Annotated in this window: 17 protein-coding genes; 10 read left to right on the top strand and 7 right to left on the bottom strand. The window is 50.5% G+C overall.

Translation table 11 applies throughout. The features are described from left to right. Positions 1–53 precede the first annotated feature (53 nt). Genes B7982_RS02900 through B7982_RS02880 form a run of 5 tightly spaced genes read right to left on the bottom strand, consistent with a single transcriptional unit; the run spans position 54 to position 7,711 of the window. Positions 54–461 carry a YraN family protein gene (locus tag B7982_RS02900; protein WP_088659463.1) on the bottom strand — a complete coding sequence of 136 codons (408 nt, stop codon included), beginning with the start codon at positions 459–461 and terminating at the stop codon, positions 54–56. A 29-nt stretch (positions 462–490) separates the two neighbouring features. After that, positions 491–1,996, bottom strand: a complete 1,506-nt coding sequence (locus B7982_RS02895) for a serine/threonine-protein kinase (protein ID WP_088659462.1) — start codon at positions 1,994–1,996, stop codon at positions 491–493. Further along, positions 1,993–4,092: an ATP-binding cassette domain-containing protein gene (locus tag B7982_RS02890; RefSeq protein WP_088659461.1), complete on the bottom strand. Its 2,100-nt coding sequence runs from the start codon at positions 4,090–4,092 to the stop codon at positions 1,993–1,995. Before B7982_RS02890 ends, B7982_RS02895 begins: the two co-directional genes overlap by 4 nt. A gap of 12 nt (positions 4,093–4,104) precedes the next feature. Continuing rightward, positions 4,105–5,295: a pyridoxal phosphate-dependent aminotransferase gene (locus B7982_RS02885; RefSeq protein WP_088659460.1), complete on the bottom strand. Its 1,191-nt coding sequence runs from the start codon at positions 5,293–5,295 to the stop codon at positions 4,105–4,107. Beyond that, entirely contained in the window at positions 5,279–7,711 is a 2,433-nt protein-coding gene (locus tag B7982_RS02880; protein ID WP_088659459.1) for an RND transporter, read from the bottom strand. The genes B7982_RS02885 and B7982_RS02880 overlap by 17 nt, the downstream gene beginning before the upstream one ends. A gap of 29 nt (positions 7,712–7,740) precedes the next feature. Here B7982_RS02880 and B7982_RS02875 point away from each other — a divergent pair, with 29 nt between their 5' ends. The 7 genes from B7982_RS02875 (at position 7,741) to B7982_RS02845 (ending at position 15,651) form a co-directional block, all read left to right on the top strand. Further along, complete coding sequence (locus B7982_RS02875; protein WP_088659458.1) at positions 7,741–9,192, top strand: BamA/TamA family outer membrane protein; 1,452 nt, start codon at positions 7,741–7,743, stop codon at positions 9,190–9,192. Between the two features lie 158 nt (positions 9,193–9,350). Then, the gene (locus tag B7982_RS02870; RefSeq protein ID WP_088659457.1) at positions 9,351–9,998 is read left to right on the top strand and encodes a hypothetical protein; all 648 of its coding nucleotides are present in this window, start codon (positions 9,351–9,353) and stop codon (positions 9,996–9,998) included. Between the two features lie 17 nt (positions 9,999–10,015). Next, positions 10,016–11,092, top strand: coding sequence for a TIGR04133 family radical SAM/SPASM protein (locus B7982_RS02865; protein WP_088659456.1), 1,077 nt, complete (start codon positions 10,016–10,018; stop codon positions 11,090–11,092). Positions 11,093–11,117: 25 nt separating this feature from the next. Continuing rightward, positions 11,118–12,215, top strand: coding sequence for an exo-beta-N-acetylmuramidase NamZ domain-containing protein (locus B7982_RS02860; protein ID WP_073424074.1), 1,098 nt, complete (start codon positions 11,118–11,120; stop codon positions 12,213–12,215). Between the two features lie 47 nt (positions 12,216–12,262). Then, on the top strand, positions 12,263–13,342 hold the full coding sequence (locus B7982_RS02855; protein WP_088659455.1) for an ABC transporter permease: 1,080 nt from the start codon (positions 12,263–12,265) through the stop codon (positions 13,340–13,342). Between the two features lie 147 nt (positions 13,343–13,489). Continuing rightward, positions 13,490–14,608 carry an ABC transporter ATP-binding protein gene (locus tag B7982_RS02850; protein ID WP_233138332.1) on the top strand — a complete coding sequence of 373 codons (1,119 nt, stop codon included), beginning with the start codon at positions 13,490–13,492 and terminating at the stop codon, positions 14,606–14,608. 101 nt (positions 14,609–14,709) lie between these two features. Then, positions 14,710–15,651 carry an FISUMP domain-containing protein gene (locus tag B7982_RS02845; protein ID WP_088659454.1) on the top strand — a complete coding sequence of 314 codons (942 nt, stop codon included), beginning with the start codon at positions 14,710–14,712 and terminating at the stop codon, positions 15,649–15,651. Positions 15,652–15,743: 92 nt separating this feature from the next. On the opposite strand, the gene B7982_RS02840 is transcribed toward B7982_RS02845, so the two are convergent. Both B7982_RS02840 and B7982_RS02835 read right to left on the bottom strand, forming a co-directional pair. Continuing rightward, positions 15,744–16,433, bottom strand: coding sequence for an NAD-dependent deacylase (locus B7982_RS02840; protein WP_088659453.1), 690 nt, complete (start codon positions 16,431–16,433; stop codon positions 15,744–15,746). A 9-nt stretch (positions 16,434–16,442) separates the two neighbouring features. Beyond that, entirely contained in the window at positions 16,443–17,816 is a 1,374-nt protein-coding gene (locus B7982_RS02835) for a M20/M25/M40 family metallo-hydrolase (RefSeq protein ID WP_088659452.1), read from the bottom strand. Positions 17,817–17,937: 121 nt separating this feature from the next. Here B7982_RS02835 and B7982_RS02830 point away from each other — a divergent pair, with 121 nt between their 5' ends. From B7982_RS02830 to B7982_RS02820, 3 genes are read left to right on the top strand one after another with little or no spacing between them, the layout of a single operon-like run. Further along, entirely contained in the window at positions 17,938–19,113 is a 1,176-nt protein-coding gene (locus B7982_RS02830) for a dihydroorotate oxidase (RefSeq protein WP_088659451.1), read from the top strand. A gap of 9 nt (positions 19,114–19,122) precedes the next feature. After that, complete coding sequence (locus B7982_RS02825) at positions 19,123–19,677, top strand: hypothetical protein (protein ID WP_088659450.1); 555 nt, start codon at positions 19,123–19,125, stop codon at positions 19,675–19,677. 27 nt (positions 19,678–19,704) lie between these two features. After that, positions 19,705–20,472: a thioredoxin-like domain-containing protein gene (locus B7982_RS02820; RefSeq protein ID WP_088659449.1), complete on the top strand. Its 768-nt coding sequence runs from the start codon at positions 19,705–19,707 to the stop codon at positions 20,470–20,472. Positions 20,473–20,590: the final 118 nt, after the last annotated feature.

The raw sequence follows: 20,590 nt of genomic DNA, 5'->3' as shown, positions 1-20,590 counted from the left end.
TGTAACTCTGTGTTTACAAAGAATGCGAAATGTTATGTGTAATTGTCGCCGGATTAAATATTGGGAATGACTTCGCGGCCTTCGAATGCGTTCTTGAAGTGCGCAAACTGGAGCGGTTCCTGGTAGGCGCGGGTGCTTAACACGTCGAAACGGCACGGAGTGTCAAAGCCCTTGGGGGCGATTGCTTTTTGAGTGGACAAAAAGTGGCAAGCGGTTTGCCAAATTTTCTTTTGCTTGAAAGCGTTCACGCGGGCGGCGGGGTTCCCTTCTTGGTTGTTCCAGACGGACTTGACTTCGACAAAAACGAGAGTCCCGTTATCGCGGGCGACAATGTCAAGCTCTCCGCCATGGTAAGCATAATTGCGGGCTACAACTTGGTAGCCTTCGCGCATCAGGAACGCGACCGCCTGAGTCTCGATAAAATTTCCCTTCGACCTGTTCTGTGATTTCTTCGAAATCATTCGCTCCCCTTTTTTTTATTACGACGATGTTATTCTAGTTCAATCCCGAGCAGGCGAATCTCGGAGATAGCGTAGTCGTCGTTGTCGGCGGGGTGAACGTCTTCGAGGTAGAAGCGGAGTTCAGTCGTTTCTACCGCTTGGATGTTCGGGTATTGCATCCCCTTGATATTCTCGAGGTGAATCCTTTGTTTGAAACCGTCCTTCGTCTCGATGGTGAGCGTGCGCGGCTTCTTGAAAATGCGGAAGCGGTCGCCGAAGGCGTCATCCACGGACTTCTGGTATCCAACAGCAATACCGATGTTCGTGATGAGCGTGTTCTGGTCGAAGTACATGGCGAGCACGGGGTTCAGCGGCTTGAGCGGCATCTTGTTGAGCCATGCAGTCGTAAGGTCGCCATCGGTCAAGTTTGCAATCGGGTATCCCTTTTTCATTTCGGGTTCGATAGCTCTTGTCTCGTAGTTTGCAATGACTTCGTTCCATTCGATTTCGTGCAGCATGTTCTGCGGCTTGTGCGTGAACATGAGAAGCATGAGCAAAATCACAATGAGCGGGAACAGCACCGAGAACGCCACAATCATGAGCTTGTGCGGAGTCATGTTGCTGCTGAATCGCTTGGCGGCTTCTGCAATCGAGGGCACGTTGCGGTGGCTCCCGGTCTTGCGGCCGAGAGACGAATTCTGGTGCGGTGTGTCGTGCTGCGGAAACACCTGGTCGCATTCGTCCAAGAATTCCTGCATGTCGTGGAAGCGTTCGTTCAGTTTTTTCTTGAGGCACTTGAGGATTAGCGCCGAAAGTCCATCCGGGATATCTTCGCGGAAAAGTTCCGGAGCCGGAGGCGGTTCCTGCACGTGCTTGAGTGCAATTTCTACAGGGCGGCTGCCTTCGAACGGCAAACGTCCGCAAGTCATTTCGTAAAGGATCACGCCCATGCTGTAAATGTCGGACTGGAGCGTGACTTCGTCACCGTGGCACTGTTCGGGCGACATGTATTCGGGCGTACCCATCGTCATGCCGGTGCGGGTGAGGCGTTCCTTTTCCATCTCCTGGATGTACGAAATGCCAAAGTCCATGATGTAGACGCGGTTGTCGCGCGTGAGCATGATGTTCGAGGGCTTCACGTCGCGGTGGACGATGCCCTTGCTGTGCGCGTAAAGGAGACCGCGTGCAATTTGCTTGATGATGACTTCAATCGCCTCGAACGAAAGCTTGCTCTTGTTCTGCAAAATTTCGGCAAGTGAAATACCTTGCACGTAAGTCATCGAGATAAAAAGCTGGTTCCCTTGCTGTCCAAAGTCGAACACGTGAACAATGTTCTGGTGGTCGAGTTCCTTCATGGCCTGCGCTTCGAGATAGAAACGCTTGATAGCTTCGACATCGGAGGTCGAGTCGAGAATCTTGAAGGCGACTTCGCGGTTTAGCCTTTTATCGAGAGCCTTGTAGACATAGCCCATTCCACCTTTGCCGAGCGTTCCCAATAGTTCGTAGTTTTCGTTAAAGGGGTACGGAAAATTTAGCGGTTGTTCTGGACGTATCATCTTGGCTTCTTTAATTTGTGTAGTAAAATTGCAGTTACAATATAGAAACTAAGTGCGATAGCGATGGCAAAAATCGCATTGAAAATGTCGTCTTTTCGTTCCAGCAAAATGTTGAGGAGCGAAGCTTGGTTGTAGCGCGACCAGATGACGCTCGAAAGCGCGCGGCCAATGGGCTGCATTTGGTCAAGCGGCACGAGGGCGCCTGCGAGGGCGACTTGCGGGATGATGAGGAGCGGCAAGAAGGCGTTTGCCTGGCTCGTGTTCTTGGAAAGCGTACTCGTAAATAGCCCGACGGTAGTTGCGGGGACAGCGATGCAGGCGAAAACGCAGGCGATAAGCGCAATTTGGGGGTGGGGGGTAATGCGGGTACTGATAAACGCATAGACGATTGCCGTCTGCATCATCGTGAAAATGATGGGGAGCGTGCATTTTGCGGTCAGCGTCGAGATTGCAGAAACGCCTCGGCGGAACTTGTCGCGGAGAATGTCTTTCTCCTGCACGATTTCACGGATAGAAAGCGAGAGCGCAAACCAGTTTGCACAAAGGATAATCGCAAAGGCGACGGTCCAGAGCGAACTTTGGTCGGAGAATATTTGCGAGAGCAAAAATCCGATAATCGCGGGCTGCACAAAAAGTGCGGCAATGCGGCCTTTGTCGCGGAACCACTGCTTGGCCGTGATGCGCACGGTGTAGGCAAAATTGCGGGGGAGCTTGGTGCGTTCAAAGTAATACTTGCTGTCGCGTACTTTTTGCTCGTGCTTGTAGCTCTCGTGAAATTCGGCAGCCATGCTTTGCGTGATGCTCGTGAGGAGTGCTTGCGGATCGTTCGTGTTGAAGTGCGCGTATGCGGCCTGAACAGTCCCGAAGAACGCTTCTTCGCCCTGGTGCAGTACGAGAACTTTATTTGCAATTTGCAAAGCTTCGTAGCTGTGAGTCGTGAGGATAATCGTATGACCGAGGAACGCTAGCTGCTTCAAGTGCGTGCAAAGGATTCTCGAATTGTACGGGTCAAGACCCGAGAGCGGTTCGTCGAGAATCACGAGGCCCGGATTGCCCATGAGCTCGCGTGCGAGCGCGACGCGGCGCATTTCGCCGCCGCTGAGCGTCTTCACGAGGTTATGCTTGCGTCCGCTCAGCCCGAAAAGTTCGCAGAACTTTTCGAGTCGCGCGAGTGCATCTTGCTTGAAGTTCTGCACGTCCATCGACGAACGCGCTCCGTCGAGAATAGTTTCTTCGACGGTCAGCTCCGGGCGGAGCGGCGGGTCTTGCGGCAATATTGCAATGCGCCTGCGAATCTCGTTTTTGCGGTAATCGACACCGCCGATGCGTACAATGCTTTGCTTGTCGCAACTGTTAATTCCCTGAATCATCTTCAGGAGAGATGATTTACCTTGTCCAGAACGTCCGATAATTGCGAGAATCTCGCCGGCGGGGAGTTCGAAATCAATCCCTTTTAATAATTGCTTTTTGCCGGCAAAGACATTCACGTTCTGCGCAAAAACGTCAAAGCCTGAATTTTGCGCTTCAATCAGTAAATCGTTATTGCGGAAACCGACCACGGCGGATTCAAAACGACAGGCGTCACCACTTGCAACTGTAATCGTGCGTGTGCGCTTGCCGCTCTCGTCCACAATCGCTTTCGCGAACTTGAACTCGGCACGATTTTCGCGGCACTCGGTATTCCTAGAACTGCGCGCATCTCGGCTCGCAATCCTGCGGCACTTCGCTTTCCCGATTCCCGGAATTTCAATATCTCTCCATTCCGTCGAGAGCGTTACGGTCTGCATATCGCTTTCCGTTTCGCGCTCCATAATCAAAAGCGTCAAATCGGCGCCACGGAGCGTTGCTCGCAACTGCCTTGGCCCAATGAGAATCACGTCGCCATCATTCAAAACGGCGGTCGTCACGTCTTTCCCATTCAGCATTGTGATGCTGTTCTGGGTCAAGCTTTGCAAAATCCATTTGCCGTCCGTAAAATTCAGAACCGCATGATACCTCGAAACCATCAGGTTGTCGAATTGCAAAACGTTATCCGATTTGCGCCCGATGGTAAACGGTTTCGATGGGTCTGGATTGACGAGGCGGAATGGGAACATCGCAATTCCTTATTACGAGAGTTCTTTCACGAATGCTTCAAAGCGGTCGCAAGCCTTCGCGAGATTTTCATCGCTTGCGGCGTACGAGAATCGAACGCAAGTGTCGTCGCCAAAGGCGGCGCCTGGCACAATCGCAAGTCCCTTGCTTTCCAAAAGTGCGCTGCAAAAATCAATGGAGCCTGCAATCACCTTGCCGTCCGGAGTTTTTTTGCCGTAGTAATCGCTTACCGGAGCAAAAAGGTAGAACGCGCCTTCGGGTGCGCGCGGCTTTGTTTGTAAGAACGAGGTGCGTTCCAGCATGTAGGCTCTGCGCTTGCGGAAGGCTGCCTGCATGGCGTGCACGTTGCTCTTGTCCATGTTGAGTGCACCGAGGGCGGCGTACTGTGCGACATTGCTCGGGTGGTGCGTGGCCTGCCCCTGGATTTTGCCGATGATCTTTGCAATCGGAGCGGGGGCGGCGTCATAACCGATTCTCCAACCGGTCATGCAGTGAGATTTCGAGAAACCGTTAATTACAATTGTGCGTTCTGCCATTCCCGGGAACACTGCGGCACTTGTAAATTCTGTATCGTAGACAAAGTATTCGTAAACTTCGTCCGAGATGCAGTAGATGTCCTGTGCGACAATTTCTTTGGCGAGAGCTTCAAGTTCACTCTTGCTGTAAACGGCGCCAGTCGGGTTGCACGGGTTGTTCAGGAGAATTGCCTTCGTGCGCGGCGTGCATGCCTTGCGTAAATCTTCGGCGTCAATCTTGAAGTTCTTTTCAATGCCCGCTTCAACAAACACCGGCGTACCGCCGAGCCACTTCACGAGTTCCGGATACGTGACCCAGTACGGGGCGGGGATAATCACTTCGTCACCCGGATTAATCAAGGCGGCGAGTGCGTTGAACACGGCGTGCTTTGCACCGCTCGTCATGATGATTTGCGATGCATCGTAATGGAGTCCGTTTTCTTCTTCCAATTTCTTTGCTACGGCCTTGCGTACATCGAGAATCCCGACAGGTGCAGTATAGCGCGTCTTGCCTGCGCGGATGGCTTCAATTGCCGCATCTTGAATGGGAGTGGGCGTTCCAAAGTCGGGTTCGCCTGCGCCGAGACTCACGACGTCCTTGCCGTCTGCGATCATCTGTTTTGCCATCGTGTCGATGGCGACGGTGAGCGATGCTGCAATATTTTGCGTTCTATCAGAAAGCGTTTTCATTTTTAGCTTCCTTTTTCCTTTTCTGTCTCAGACGGTATTGGTCGAGCGATCCTGCAATGAGGGGGAAGATGGTGAATTGAGAAATGAATATGCAGATAAGGCCTGTCAACGAGACATAACCCATGCTACGCAACCCCGGGTGGGACGAAACGAGCATGCCGTAAGTACCGATGAATGCGGCCATCTGCGAGAGAAAAATCGTAAAGAACTTATCCCTAAGGATGGTGAGCGCGGTCCCAGTTTGCTTCTCGTAATAAGCCGTGAAGAACTGGAGGGAACCATCGACGCTTGCGCCAATCAAAATCGGGAAGGCGAGTGCGCTATATGCCGAAATCTTCACGTCAAAAGCGTTAAGGGCGGCCAAGAACCAGCTTGCGGCAAATACAGACGGGAGTGCGGTAAACAAGGCGCGGCTAAAGCGGTTGTAGTAAACGAGCATGAACAGGAAAACCAAAATACCACCCACTTGCAAGGGCCTACTGATATGGTTTGTAATCCTGTCCAAGAAAATAGCGCGTGTAATCGGGATGCCTGCGACCAGGTATTTACCGCTATCGATTCCTTCAATCTGGTGGAGTTCTTTGTACAGCTTGACGCATTCACTACCGTAGTTTTCCTTGATGTCGGTAAAGATGAACGCAAAACGTCCTTGCTTGCCGTGCTTGTCGCGGAATTTTTTGGCGATGTACTCAGGCGGTTCAAAATCGTCGGATTCGTCGAATTCCAGAGCCTGTTCCACCTTCTCAAGATTTTCAAGTTCGCTCTTGGAGAGCGCTTCGCGGAATTCCTTAGTGACCAAGCTGTGCAACTGGCGGAGCTTTTCCATTTTTTTCTGTTGCAAGTTGGGGGAGAACTGTGCAAGCGTAAACAGTGAATTGACGGTCGAAAGTTCGCCGTTGTTCTTGAGCTCGGTGAATCGTTCCAGCAGGTTTTCGCTTTCGGCACTTTCCGGGAGCATGACGACCACGGGCGTCTTGTTCATGAATCCCGTCTCGGCAATCAGGGAATCAATCGTTGCGTCCTTGTAGTTGATTTCTGTAGCCGAAAAATCGTTGCGGATGTGAAGACGCGTTCCGCCGATGTAAAGCCCGACAAGGCTTGCTGCGATGATAATCGAGAAAATTGTCCAGTTTAAACGGTTCGAAAGCATCGAAATCTTGCACTCTGGGTGGATTTGCGAATGCCTGATGGAAAACGGCTTCTTGCGCTGTGCCACCTGCAAAAGGGCGGTCGAGAAAAGGAGCGTGATGGCCCAGTTCAAAATGCAACCCGTCGAACCTAGCACGCCAAGTTCCTGGAGGCCCGGCAGCGGAATAAAGATGAGGCTTGCAAATAGCGTGGCAAATGCGAAACTCGAAACGGCTGTGGAGGGGCCAATGCCGAGCAGCGCGCTTTCTATGCAAAGTTGCGGGCTCAGGTTTTGTTCGCGTTCCAAGAAGTATCTGTTCAGAACGTGGTTGATAATCTGCAACGCCTGCCCCGGGAGCACAATCGCAAGCAAAAGCGTAAACAGGTTGATGCGTCCGTAAAACATGTACGAACATGCCATCGTTGTGATAATCGGCGTTGCAATCGGCAGTGCCGAAATAAAAATCAATTGCGGTTGCCTAAAGAAGTTGAGAATCAAGAGCAGAATAATCAGCCCTGCCGTAACGCAGCCCACCATCTTTGCTTCGGGCAAAAGGCGCTTGCCGGTCTGGATGGATTCGTAGACCTTTCCTGCAAAATGCACCCGAAAATCGCTAGGAGTTTCTTCAAGTTTCAATTGCGTCGAAACTTCGTAGAAAAGGTTCCTGTTTGCCTGCAAATCCGAGATGGAATGCGTCGGATAGATTTCGACGATTCGAATCGTTCCGGTTTTGTTGGAATGGCTCACGGCGAGCTTGTCAAAATACTTCTGCTCGAGGTCGCTCAATAGCTGCTCGCGCTGTTCCGAGGTCGTCTGCGTGATGGAATCGATCGCGCTTTTGAGGTCGATGAACAGCGGATTGTTCTTCATGATGTAGTCGTGCTTGAGCTTCTCAATGCGATGCACCATGATGTCGATGTCGTTTTCACTGGCGTACAAGAATTTGTTTTTCTTGTAGTAATCGATGTCTGTCTCGAAGTCTGCAAAATGGACGGCCGGACTCTGCTGCATCTTTTGTGCGAGGTCTTTTGCAATGCGATAGTTTGCGCTTGAATCTTCCGATTGCAAGATGACAATAAGGCTTCCGAGCCCCCCGAATTCGTCTTCAATCTTTTGGACGTTGCTTGGCTCGCGAGCGCTTGTAATGGTATCTTGCAGCTGCAAATCCCATCGCAAGTGCATGATGGGGTAAATGCTGAGAATGCCTATCGCGAGGAAAACCGTAAGGATAATCTTCGGATAAGTCGCTAATTTTTTGATAATTTTTGCAAAAAGAGAAAACATCATACTCAATATAACTATATATTAAAAGGAAAATGATGCGTTTGGTGACATTACTGGTGCTTGTGGGCGTGTTGAGTTTGCCTGCACATGCGAAGAAGTCTGGCGAAGCTGTGCAAGATACTTCTTCGGGTTCAATGTCGTTTACCGAAGTCATTGCGTGGCCGTTCCTCCACATTATTCAGCCGGTTTTTAGCTCGCTAGTCTACCCGATCGCGGCTCCGCTACATTATGCGATTGAAAATGGTGTTGCCGACAAGGCTGTAGACCTCATTACGTTCGGTGAAAAACGTAACGTCCTCATTTACCCGGTGTTCAACTTGAAGCCGGGGAGTTCCACGATGATTGGTTTATGTTACCGTCACCGAAACTTGATAAAGGAGGGCGACTATGCTGTTTTTGAAGGTCATTACTATGCCAATAGCGATATCGATGTAAAATTGCGTTATTCTAAGCAGTCGCTTTTTGGAAAAAAACTGTATGGCGCGGTAAACGCGAACCTTTACATGGACCGCGATAACGGATTTATTTTGCCAGGGACAAAGGAATCGTTTGAACAGGCCGATACGACGATTAATTTGGGCGCCCAGCTGGGATTTCCGATTACAGAATCGCGAAATTTGAACTTTAGCGTCGGTACGGAATTAGTTTATCATAAGGCTGATTTCACGGACACGAAGGATACCGTGCTGGATGACCCGAAATATCCGATTGAAGACCGTGGCCTTTACCAAAAACACTATGAAATTCCGATTTATGCAAACCTGGTGTTTGATAATTTGGATTTCCCGTTCGCTCCATCGAGAGGCCAGCGCCTGAGCCTGAAGGCTTCGTATGTGTTGACGGGTAAATATGGTGGAATCACGCACAAAGACCTTGAATTAGCGGGCTTGAGCCGTCCTGACGATTTGCGCGATGGCGGAAAGAATCATGATTATGTGAGTGTCGATGCTTTTTACCAGATTTATTTCTTTATCGGTCGTGCGGATCAATATGTATTGTCGGCAAAAGAAGGCCGCAAGACGAGAAAATTCTATACGGACTTCTCTTTGAATGAAGCGTTGCGTGTGTGGCGTCCTGAAAATCTTGTAGAAACGCTTTTTGAACATCGCGTGCTGGCATTCCAGTTGCGATTCCAAGGAATTTGGGAAATGGAAAAGGGCGGCGCCCCGAATTCAGCTTTCCCGGCTTTGAATGCGAGATTCCCGTTGCGTGGCTACACGGATGCTTGGGTGGCTCCGTTCTTGCTCGGTCTTTCGGCGGAATACCGCTGGCCGGTGGACCGCCTTGTTGATGGCGTCGTATTTAACGAATACGCGATGATTAGTGACAAGATTACCGGCTGGTCAAAGGACCGTCTCTACAATTCGTGGGGATTCGGCGTTCGCGTCCGCAAGCCGGATATGTATCTGTTCCGCGTGCAGTTTGCTTTCCATAGTTGGCATGGCTTGAGCCTTGTATTGACGATTGCTCCGGAATTCAAGTAGAAAAAACTTTATATAATACATTAGCAGAAAGATTTGGCTTTTTTGGGGGCGTTTTTTGATAAAAAAGCGTTGTGAAGGGGGCTTTCTGCAATTGAAAATGCCCAATCGTTTGGTTATATTAAGGATGTGGTTGAATGGGTTTTGAAGGAGTCTGTAAAATGTATAAACACTGGAAAAAATTTCTTCTTGCACTGACGACATTCTTATGGAATGCCTGCGATAATGGAGCTTCACCTACGGCTCCTGTCTTTCCGGATTCCAGTTCAAGTACAACGAATGGACAAAATTCGAGTTCGTCCGTAGAAAATTCAAGTTCCAGTTCGACTGTCGAAACTCAGTCTTCAAGTTCTTCGGATGTTCAGTCGAGTTCGTCTGCAGAATCGTCTAGTTCCGTAGAATCCTCAAGTTCTTCTCCGATTGCAGAAAGCTCTAGTGGCGGAATAGAAGTCGTACCCTTGTACGGTGTTTATATGGATAAGGAAACTTGCACGACTCATCAAGGTGACAATGTTTATGAATGTACCGATGGGGTGACTTGCGTTGAATCTACGGCTGATGAAGAGCAGGCTCCTGTAACGCGTGATCCGACAGAAGTGACCGCAAAATATGGTGTTGTTTACAAGCCCGAAGTTACGGCCAAGTATGGCGTTGTTTATGTGAAGGATAAAGTTTATACATGCAGCGATGGCAAGGTCTACAACGAAGCTGAATTCCGGGCGAATTATAATACCATTATCATTGATGAGACCGTTGTTCTTTACGGCCCTCCTTGCGCGTTTGACGGCTCTTGCGGAGAAGATAAATAATTCGGAATTGACTCCGTATGCATCTCGGTTTTAAAAAGTTTCTTGCGCTCGAAGCGCATCGCCTTTATCGTCATAGCCAGATTAAGGCGCATCCGCTGACGTACCTCTTTTGGGAATGTACGTTGCGTTGCAATTTGCATTGCCTGCATTGCGGGAGCGACTGTGTTGCCGATGCGATTCCGGACATGCCTCGCGAAGATTTTATGCGGGTCTTGGATGGCGTTTCGCCCCATGTCGATCCTAACAATTTTATCGTGGTGATTACTGGCGGTGAACCGTTGATGCGCGCCGATCTCGAAGAAATCGGCAAAGAAATCAAGTCGCGTGGATACCCTTGGGGCATGGTGACGAATGGAATGGCTTTAAATCCAGAACGTTATACGAAACTCATGAATGCAGGGTTGCGTGCGTTGACGATTAGCCTTGATGGCCTTGAAGATAATCATAACCATTTCCGCGGCAATGTGCACAGCTTCGAACGTGCGGTGCGTGCCATCAACATGGCCTCACATACGGACGGCATTACGTTTGACGTGATGACTTGCGTGAATCGTAAGAACCTTAAGGAATTGCCCAAGATTTATAACTTGCTTTTAAATTTGGGCGTCAAGCGTTGGCGTGTTTCGAATGTCTTTGCGAAAGGCCGTGCAAAAGACAATCCGCTGTTCCAACTTACGAATCAAGAATTTCGTCAAGTATTTGAATTTATTCGTGAAGCCAAGAAGCAAAATCTCATGAATGTGAACTACGATTGCGAAGGATTTCTCGGCAGTTACGAAAAGGCCGTTCGCGATAATCCGTTCTTTTGCTGGGCGGGCGTCAATATTGCGTCGGTGTTGTGTGACGGAAGTATTTCGGCATGCCCGAGCTTGCGTGGGGATTACATTCAAGGGAATATCTACAAGGATGACTTGTGGGATGTATGGCAGAACCGCTATCAGGTGATGCGTGACCGCAGCTGGGCGAAAATTGGTGACTGTAAAACTTGCAAGTATTGGCGCTATTGCGAGGGCTCCAGCCTGCATTTGCGTGACGAGCGGACAAAAGAACTTGCATATTGCCATGTGAAACGGCTTGAAGCGGCTGGCGTTTAAAGGTGGTTTTACTACCTTTAAAAACATGGTTACGTTAGCTCTTTCTCATTTTGAAAAAAGTTTTCCGGCAGCGCTTCGTGGTAAGCGCCTGGGTGCGGTTCTCCATCCGGCTTCGGTCTGTGCCGATTTGAGTTATACGCTTGACTTGCTCAAGGATTTGGATGGCAAGCTCTTTAAGCTTTCGGCTTTGTTTGGCCCGCAGCACGGCATCAAGGGGCATACGCAAGACAACATGATTGAATGGGAAGGCTACGAAGACCCGGAATTGCATATTCCGGTTTACAGCCTTTACGGTGAACATCGCGAACCGACCGCAGAAATGCTTTCGCACGTGGATGCTATGCTTGTCGATTTGCAGGATGTGGGTGCGCGTTACTACACGTTCATCTGGACGCTCTTCCTCTGCATGAAGGCCTGTGAAAAGGCGGGAATCCCGGTGGTCGTGGTGGATCGCCCGAATCCGATTAACTGCGTGGACGAGGAAGGTCCGGTGCTCGACCTCAATTACACGAGCTTTGTTGGGCTTCATAGCATTCGTACGCGCCATGCCAAGACGATTGGCGAACTTGCCGAACAGTTCAAGGCCGAACGATTCCCGAAGTGCGAACTTTATGTGATGCACATGGACGGCTACGATAAGCGCATGTGGTTCGATGAAACGGGACTCCCGTGGATTTTGCCGAGCCCGAACATGCCGACGCTTGATACTGCAATTGTGTATCCGGGTATGTGTTTGTTTGAGGCGACCAACGTGAGCGAAGGCCGTGGCACGACGCGTCCGTTTGAAATCTTTGGCGCTCCGTTTATCGATGCGGTCAAGCTTTGCAAGTACATGAACGGGCTTAAGCTTCCGGGCGTGTATTTCCGCGAAAACTACTTCCAGCCGACATTCCACAAGGGTGCAGGGCAGATTTGTGGCGGTGCGCAGATTCACGTGACGGACCGTAACAAGTTCCGCAGTTTTGAAATGGCGGTGAAGTTGTTGCAGTACATTTTCAACGAATACCCGAAGGACTTTGCGTGGAAGCAGCCTCCGTACGAGTATGAATTCCACAAGCTGCCGATTGATATTTTGCTTGGCAACGGGACGTTCCGCAAGGAATTTATCGAGTCGAGTATTTAATGCTTGTAGGGACTGCCGCAAAAAATGTGCCGAACCTTGTTTAATCTATGAAACTTAGACTTTCGACAGAAACTTTGAACCGCCTGAAGCGCTTCCGCAAGAACAAGCGCGCCTTTTGGTCGCTTGTGATTCTGGTTGTGGCGTACTTGCTTTCGCTCACGAGCCCGTGGACGGTGAATGACGAGCCGTTCTATTTGCGTTACAACGGCAAAAGCTATTTCCCAGCGTTTGCGCGTTACAGCGAAGCTGACTTTGGTGGCGAATACAAGACGGAACAGGATTACGCAAAGCTTTTTGCGGATGTCGAAGAATGTAAGCAGGATGAAGAAGACGGATTCCCACGTGCTGGAGGCTGCCCCGAGATGTGGACGCTCATGCCGCCAGTGCCGCACGATCCGCTGAAGGCGGATCTGAGTGAGGAGGGAACCCCTCCGTTTGCGCCGAGCGCAAAGCACTGGCTCGGGACCGATAGCAATGGGCGCGATGTTTTGAGCCGCCTCATTCACGGGTTCCGCATTTGCATCAGCTTTAGTTTGCTCTTGACCGTGCTTGGAACGTTCCTCGGCATTGTCATTGGTGGTATCCAGGGCTATCTCGGGAAGTTCTGGGATACGGGCATGCAGCGTATGATCGAAATTTGGTCGTCGCTCCCGATGCTTTACGTGGTGATTCTCATCGGTAGTATTTACGGCCGCAGTTTCTGGCTTTTGATTTTGATTATGGCGGCGTTTAACTGGCTTTCGCTCAGCTATTACATGCGTGCGGAATTCTTGAAGCTCCGCAGCATGACTTACGTTATGTCCGCAAAGGTCCTTGGGCTTGGCCATCGCCATATCTTTTTCAAGGAAATCTTGCCGAATGCAATGACTCCCGTGGTGACGCTTTTCCCGTTCACGCTTATCGGTGGAATCGGAAGCCTTACGTCGCTTGACTTCTTGGGCTTTGGACTCCAGCCGCCGACGCCGAGTTGGGGCGAACTCATGAGCCAAGGACTTAACAACCTCTATGCTCCGTGGATTTCCGTGAGCACTGTTGCTGCGCTCTTCGTAACGCTTTTGCTCACGACATTTGTTGGCGAAGGCGTGAGGGATGCCATGGACCCGAAGTCGGGAGATCGCTATGTTTAATGCAATACGACTGAGTGGTCCATGCCAAGCGGGAACGGCTCGTATTGACGAGCCGTGGGAGCGCGGAGCAATTGACTTCAGATGTTCTGATAGCGTTTTTAAGTCGATTGCGGAGTCGTCAACCGACCCGAAATCGGGGGGATAGGTATGTCTAATCGTTCTCCAGTTTTAAGCGTTAAAGAAGTTTCTGTGGCGTTCGGGTTCGACAAGAACGATAACTCGCGTGACGGCAGGAAACCGTTGCAAGTGACGGACCGAGTCTCGTTTGACATTTTCCCGGGCGAATTTTTTGCGTTGGTGGGCGAGTCCGGTTGCGGAAAGAGCGTGACTGCGATGAGTATTTTGCGCTTGTTGCCGTGGCCAAGTGCAAAGATTGTGAACGGCGAGATTTTGTTCGATGCGATGGCTCAAGATTCGCGTAATGCTGACGATGGTAATGCTTGCGACCTGGCGACACTCCCGCTCAAGGATTTGCAATCTGTTCGCGGTTCTGAAATTGCGTGCATTTTCCAGGAACCAATGCAGGCGCTGAACCCTGTCGTCACTATCAAAAAGCAACTTCTCGAAGTTTTCAAGTTCGGCGCAGTCTCGAAAAGTGCGCAGTCCAAACAAGATTCCTCGCAGTCCCAAAAGGATTGTCATTCCCGACTTGATCGGGAATCTCCTTTAGACCTTGTCCGCGAACAGCTCCGCTTGGCCGGTTTCACCGATCCAGACCGCGTTTTGAATTCCTATCCGCACGAACTTTCGGGCGGCATGCTCCAGCGTGTTTGCATCGTGATGGCGCTTTTGCCAAAGCCCAAATTGATCATTGCTGATGAACCGACGACTGCTTTGGATGTGACTGTTCAGGCTCAAGTTCTTGCTGTGCTTAAAGAAATGGCCGAGAAAACGGGAACTGCCGTTCTCCTCATTACGCACAATATGGGTATTGTTTCGCAGTACGCCCATCGCGTGGCCGTGATGTACGCTGGCCGCATTGTCGAAGAAGGTCCTGTCCGCGAAGTCATCAACCATCCGATGCACCCGTACACGCAAGGACTCTTGGCTGCGATTCCTGAAAGCCATAGCGACTTGCACACGCTTGCGTCCATTCCGGGGTCTGTGCCGCATCCAAAGGATTTTGCCAAGGGTTGCCGCTTTGCCGATCGCTGCTGTAAATGCGCACAGGCTTCTGCCGAAGTTCGTGAAAAATGTCTTTCCGCCGAACTCCCGACGAAAATTGCCGAAGCGGATCATTTTGCCTATTGCTTTTGTGCCAAGTAATTAATCCTTGCAATCGTTTTTTGCATAAGTTTTACATCCCTTTCATTCTTGTTTTTTAATATTAAGATTGAAAATACGAGAATCTTTTCGGGGAAAACGCTATGTTCTGTAAAGAGTGTCATAAAAATCTAAAAGATTTTGATGCTTTAATCGATAAAATGGAAAATTGCCCGTTCTGCGGCGCCAAATTGGTGCGCCCAGCGGTCAAGGTGGCGCAAAAAGATGTCAATGCATTGTGTGAAGCTCTTGTACAAAAAGTTGGTGATTCCATTTTCGCAAACGAATCGACTTTGGAAAAAGAACTGCGTGATTTGAATGCTCCCGAATTTGCAGATGCCAAGGACCGTTTGTTCCTGCTTGTCTTAAAGCAAATTCCGTCAAGCATGTATGAGGTCAGAAGTTTTTCGGATGGCGAACAGCAAGAAGTTTTGGAGGCTTGCCAAAGACGACTTTGCGTGGATTTGGGACTCTCTTTTGAACCGTGCGCGCAAATGCTCGATATCTTGCAGGAATACATTTGGCAAAAAAGGTTTTCGCTTTCCCCGAATCTTTTTGAATCGCAGTTTGTCGACCCTCGCGATGGTCAGGTTTACAAGACCGTAAGGATTGGCGAACAAGTGTGGATGAAGGAACCCTTAAAGTACAAGTGCGTGGGTTATACGGGCGAGGGCTTGTACGAATGGAGCTCGGTGAACAAGTATTGTGCCGTAAGGGGCTGGCGCGTTCCGAGCAAAAAGGACTTTGAAACATTGATCAAGACTGCTGCTGGTTTAGGGCTTGGTGACCCGTCGAGCGTACTCATGTCTCGCAAGGGCTGGGAAAAGTGTAATGTGACCCCGACCGATAACTTGGGATTTGAAGCGACTCCGGTCAAATGTAGCACCGGTATCAGCAATAACTTCTTTAGTCATTTCTGGACCTCCGAAGACAAGTTCTGCTTTGAAATTTTCCCCGGCCGCGTGACTTTCAGTACACATTCGCAATCGTATGTGCGCTTGATTAAGGACGATACGGCGGAAACCAAAATACCGGAAAAGAAGTAAAAAAATGCGCGGGCAGTTCAGATTGAACCCCGCGCTTTTTACTAACCACAGCCTACTGTCTACTTCCATTCTAGTAACTAATAACTAGTAACTCACTTGAATTCTTCGCACCACTTGGGTACGACTTCGGTCGCCTTGCCTTGAATGACGACGTCTGTGTACGGGTCGCCATAGGGTGCTTCTAGATTTAAGCAAGTGACTTTTGCGCCGTAAGATTTCGCGAAACTCTTGAACCCTGCTGCTGGATACACGACACTGCTTGTGCCAATGTAGGCGAATTCGTCGCAGTTCATGAGTGCTTCTTGAATCTCGTCCATATATAAAGGCGTTTCGCCAAAGAACACAATGTCCGGGCGCACGGGGCTTCCGCAAATCGGGCATTTTGTGTCCAAAGTTTCTTCACCCGTGAATTCAAATTCGTGCTCGTTTTTAGTGCAACGGAGTTTCATCAAGTCGCCGTGCATGTGCAAAACGCGCTTGCTTCCTCCACGTTCGTGGAGGTCGTCGACGTTCTGCGTCACGAGCAAGAATTCGTCGCCGAGGCGCTCTTCGAGCTTCGCAAGCGCGATGTGCGCCACATTCGGCTCATGCTCGGGGAGCCCCTTTCGCAAGAAGTTGTAAAAGTCTTTGACGCGCTTCGGGTCACGACGGAGGGCGTCTGGTGTGCAGACGTCTTCGATGTTTTCGTGTTCCCACATACCGTCGTTTCCGCGGAATGTGCGGAGGCCAGATTCCGCGCTGATTCCAGCGCCTGTCAGTACGACGAGTCTTTTACGTTTCATAGATCCTCCTTACGAAATGGATGCAAAGAAAAGCGCTTCTGCAACGATTCCGCTTTCGAAATCGGGCAGGTAAAGGCTTTCGTTTTCGCCATGGGCGTTGCATTCCGGGTCTTCGAGGCCCGTGAGCAAAATCGGGATGTTTCCGAGCGTGTTGCGGAAAAGTTCTGCGCCCGGGATGCTTGCTCCGCAGCCAATGAACTTGGTGGGGGAGGCGTAAGCGTCCGCCATGGCTTCACTCATCTTTTTGAAGAACGGGTGATTCGTGTCGGTCGTGAACGGATTGGCACCGTCTTCCTTGTCGATGGTGATTTCCATGTGGTTCGGAACTTGTGCCTTGAGGAAGTCGGCGAGCATGTCGGTGCATTTCACGGCGTCCATGCCGGGTGCAAGGCGGATGCCGATTCGGGCATAGGCGCTGTCTTGCAATACGTTACCGGCGTTCACGCGGGAGCCGGATTCAATCGTGCTCACGATGATGCTCGGGCGGCGCCACAGTGAAAGCAGAATTTCGTCTTCGGGCACGTTCAACTTTACTTGTTCAAGAACACCGCCGTCGTTGCGGAAAATTTCTTCGGTCATGCCGAGCGACTTGTATGATTCGAGCTCTTCCTTTGTCGGCGGGATAATGTCGTCTTCGTAATGCGGGATGAGAATCTTGCCGTCCTTGTCGGTGAGGCTTGCAATCATGCGGCAAAGAGCCTGGGCGGGGTCGGGAATCGGGCCGGACCAAGAGCCGGAATGGAGCGGAGCCTTTGTCGCGCGGAGCGTCACGTTGATGGCGCTCATGCCGCGGAGCGTCGTTGTGATGGAGGGCGTTCCCTTCGCGAAGTTTCCGAGGTCTGCGATAATGACGGCGTCGCTCTTCAATAGTTCCGCATGTTCTGTGAGAATCTTCTCGAAGCCTGCGCTTCCGGATTCTTCTTCACCTTCAATGATAAACTTGAGGTTCGGACCGTTGCCCTTGAGCTCGCGGCGAACCTGTTCAAGGGCTGCGAGATGCGTGATGATGCCGGCCTTGTCGTCAGCGGTGCCGCGTCCAAAGAGACGGTCGCCTTTCTGTGTAGCGGTAAACGGCGGCGTGTCCCACAAAGCTTCTCGCATCGGTGGCTGCACGTCGTGATGAGCGTACAAAAGGATGGTCGGCTTGTCTGGGCTGGTGAGGCTTTCGGCATAAACGCTCGGACGCCCGCTTGGCGGCATCAAAAACTGGATGTTCGTGAGTCCCGCTTTTTCAAACATCGCCTTGACGGCGTTCGCGCTATCCAAAACGTACTTTTGATCGAAATTGTCAAAACTGATGGACGGAATGGCTACCAGGCTCGAAAGCATGTCGATATAGCGCGGCATGTTTTCGTGAATATCTTTCTTGATTTGATTTTGCATAATTTACTCTCTTGTCTAGTAAGAATTATAAAATTTTTCGTATCATGGCAATAGGTGGTTTGTTGGTTCTATAAGTCTAGCTAGGCTGTCTTTGGTATCAGATTTTTCTATTTTACTACTCATGAACAATAATTGCATCAACCACGAATACTATATGCGCGTGAGTGACCGCATTTTGGCACTTATTCGCCGTATTTTCCACAATAATCCGGAATTTCGCCATGATTCCCTGAAGCATGTGGCCCGCTTTGCCCCGGTTATCCCGTTTATGGGTGGTCGCCCGGACTTGAGCAAGACTTTGAATCGCGTGGTGACATTTGCGGATGGCTCGAATCCGCTCCATTTCGGTTGCCCGATTATGCTCGCGGCTGGTGCAAACAAGACGGCAAAACGCATTTGCGATTTTGCCAACATGGGCTTTGGTGGCATCTCTGTCGGGACTGCAACCCGTCATGTCCGTGAAGGAAATACGCACAGACCGCGTATCGGTTTTATCGAGAATGACCGTGCAATTCATAATAGCATGGGTCTCAACAACGATGGCGTCGACGCAGTGACCCGTCGCGTGGATACCCAAATTACCGCAGCTCACAGGGTTCAAATGTGCGTGGGCATCTCTGTTGCCGAAACGCCGGGTCTCTCGGACGAAAACGAAAAGCTTCAGGACATCGTTGAAAGTTTCTCCATCGCTTACCGCGTGGCGGACTACGTCGAAATCAACCTGAGCTGCCCGAATACGGGGGAGAATCGCCTCGATTTGGACATGACGCTTGTCAACAAAATCTTTACCGCTATCACGGATTATCGCAATAAACAGCCGGTCCGCAAGGCCATTTATGCAAAACTCAGCCCGGATATGCCCGAAAATCACACGGCGACCATCATGGATATGTTGGTGAAGGTGGGCGTGAACGGCGTTGTCATGGGCAACACGTACCCGACAAAGAAAGTTACGGACCTCCCGGTTCATGTGAAGTACGACGATTTGACTCCGCTCCGTGCCGATGGCGATCGCGGTGGCATGTCTGGCCGCCCTCTTTACGAAAATACGGTGCGCAATGTCAAGTTTATTCGTGAACATTACCCGCAGATGAGCGTGATCGCCTGCGGTGGCATTGACCACGGTTACAAGATTTACGACCTCATCAAGCTCGGTGTCGATGCTGTGCAGTGCTATTCTGTAGTGGCTTTCCGCTGGATGGCTGCCCATGCGATGCGCAAGGAACTTGAAGAGGCTCTTTCGAAAGACGGCTTCAAGACTCTCGCCGATTACGACGCCAAGAATCCGAAGGGCTAAAGAAAGCTGATGGCCCGGTGCGTTAAAATATTCCTCGTGGCGCTTTTGCTCAGTTGTGTCCAGTCTTTCGCTGGATACTTTATCGAGCAACCCTACGAAGACGCTCCGGCGTCAGATTCGCTTTCGGCGTTCTCGTTTGGTGGCGAGCTGCAACTTGTCTATTATTTGAGCTCTGTGCATCCGGGAATTTTGCTGAGCAGCGAATACCGCTTCCATAACCACCATTCGGCAGACCTTTTTATGGCGCTCCTCTTTTCGAACGACTACTTTGAAGTTGGCTCGGATTGGCGGTTCTTTTTCCGTGGCACGCGTGAAGATGACTTTGTTCGCCTCGGCTTTTCGATGATTTCCTTCGACCGCTACGGCAAAAACTATTTCCAGCCACGAGCAACACTTGGTTACGGCCGCGATATCACGTTCTTCAAGAACACGAGCTTTTTATGCCGTATAGAACTGGATGCAAGCTACATCATGGGCAAGGCGCTCTTGGACAAGAGCGATGACTTGTTCAGTCGCGAAGCTCATTTTTCGGCCGCTTTGAATATCGGTTTTTACCTGTTTTAAATAGCAATTATATATAGGATGGATTAAATGTCTAGAATTGTTCGTGCCATTTGCGTTCTTGCCCTTTTCTCGGTTTCGGCGTTTGCAGGGCCGTGGCTTGGACTTATTTATAAGAAGAATCTCTATCAAAATCACTTAGCGCTCCGTGTCTCTGGGGTGCATCCGGAATCGGGGTGCCTCTCGGCGGGGATAGTCTCGGGAGACCTGGTTGTGGGCTTTGATGGCAAGGACTTGGTCAATGTGGCTCAAATCCAGAATGTCCTGAAATCGGCAAAGGTGGGCTCTAAGGTTTCCATCGATATTTTCCGCGATGGCAAGCGCATCCCGCTGACGGTGACGCTGACGGAACGCCCGGACGATATTTCTAGCCTCACTGGTTCTGCCATTGGAAGCAAGATGGCTGAATTCGGCAAGAACTTCTACAAGAACGGCGAAAAGAGAAAGGATGCTCCGAAGGCTACACTTCTCGACTTCTGGGCGACCTGGTGCGGACCTTGCCGCCAGACGCTCCCCGTGCTCGAAAAAATCTACAACAAGTATTCTAGCCAGGGGCTAGAGGTCATTGGAATCTCCTCTGAACAGACCAAGCCGCTCCTCGCTTTCTACAAGAAGCAACATGCGTCTCCGTATCCGCTTTACCGCGATGCCGACCAGGGACTCTGGCGCCGTTACGGGATTCATGCGGTCCCGACGCTCATGCTCCTAGACTCGAATGGCTACATCAAGCGCGTCTGGAGCGGGGCCCCGAGTTTCGAAATGCTCGAAAAGCTCGTCCTCGAAGTCCTGGAAAAATAGTGGTGGTAGATGCGGTAAGACCTCACTTGGCGGTCTTTGGTCGTTTTACTCTCTTTTTTTGAGATTATTACTACACAAACATCTCGATTTTTTGTATCTTTCCAGCCAGCAAAGCTCC

This window comes from Fibrobacter sp. UWB2, assembly GCF_002210425.1.
GTDB lineage: Bacteria > Fibrobacterota > Fibrobacteria > Fibrobacterales > Fibrobacteraceae > Fibrobacter > Fibrobacter elongatus.
The sequence above is the reverse complement of the archived record's forward strand: the minus strand, read 5'-3'. Positions and strand labels throughout refer to the sequence as shown.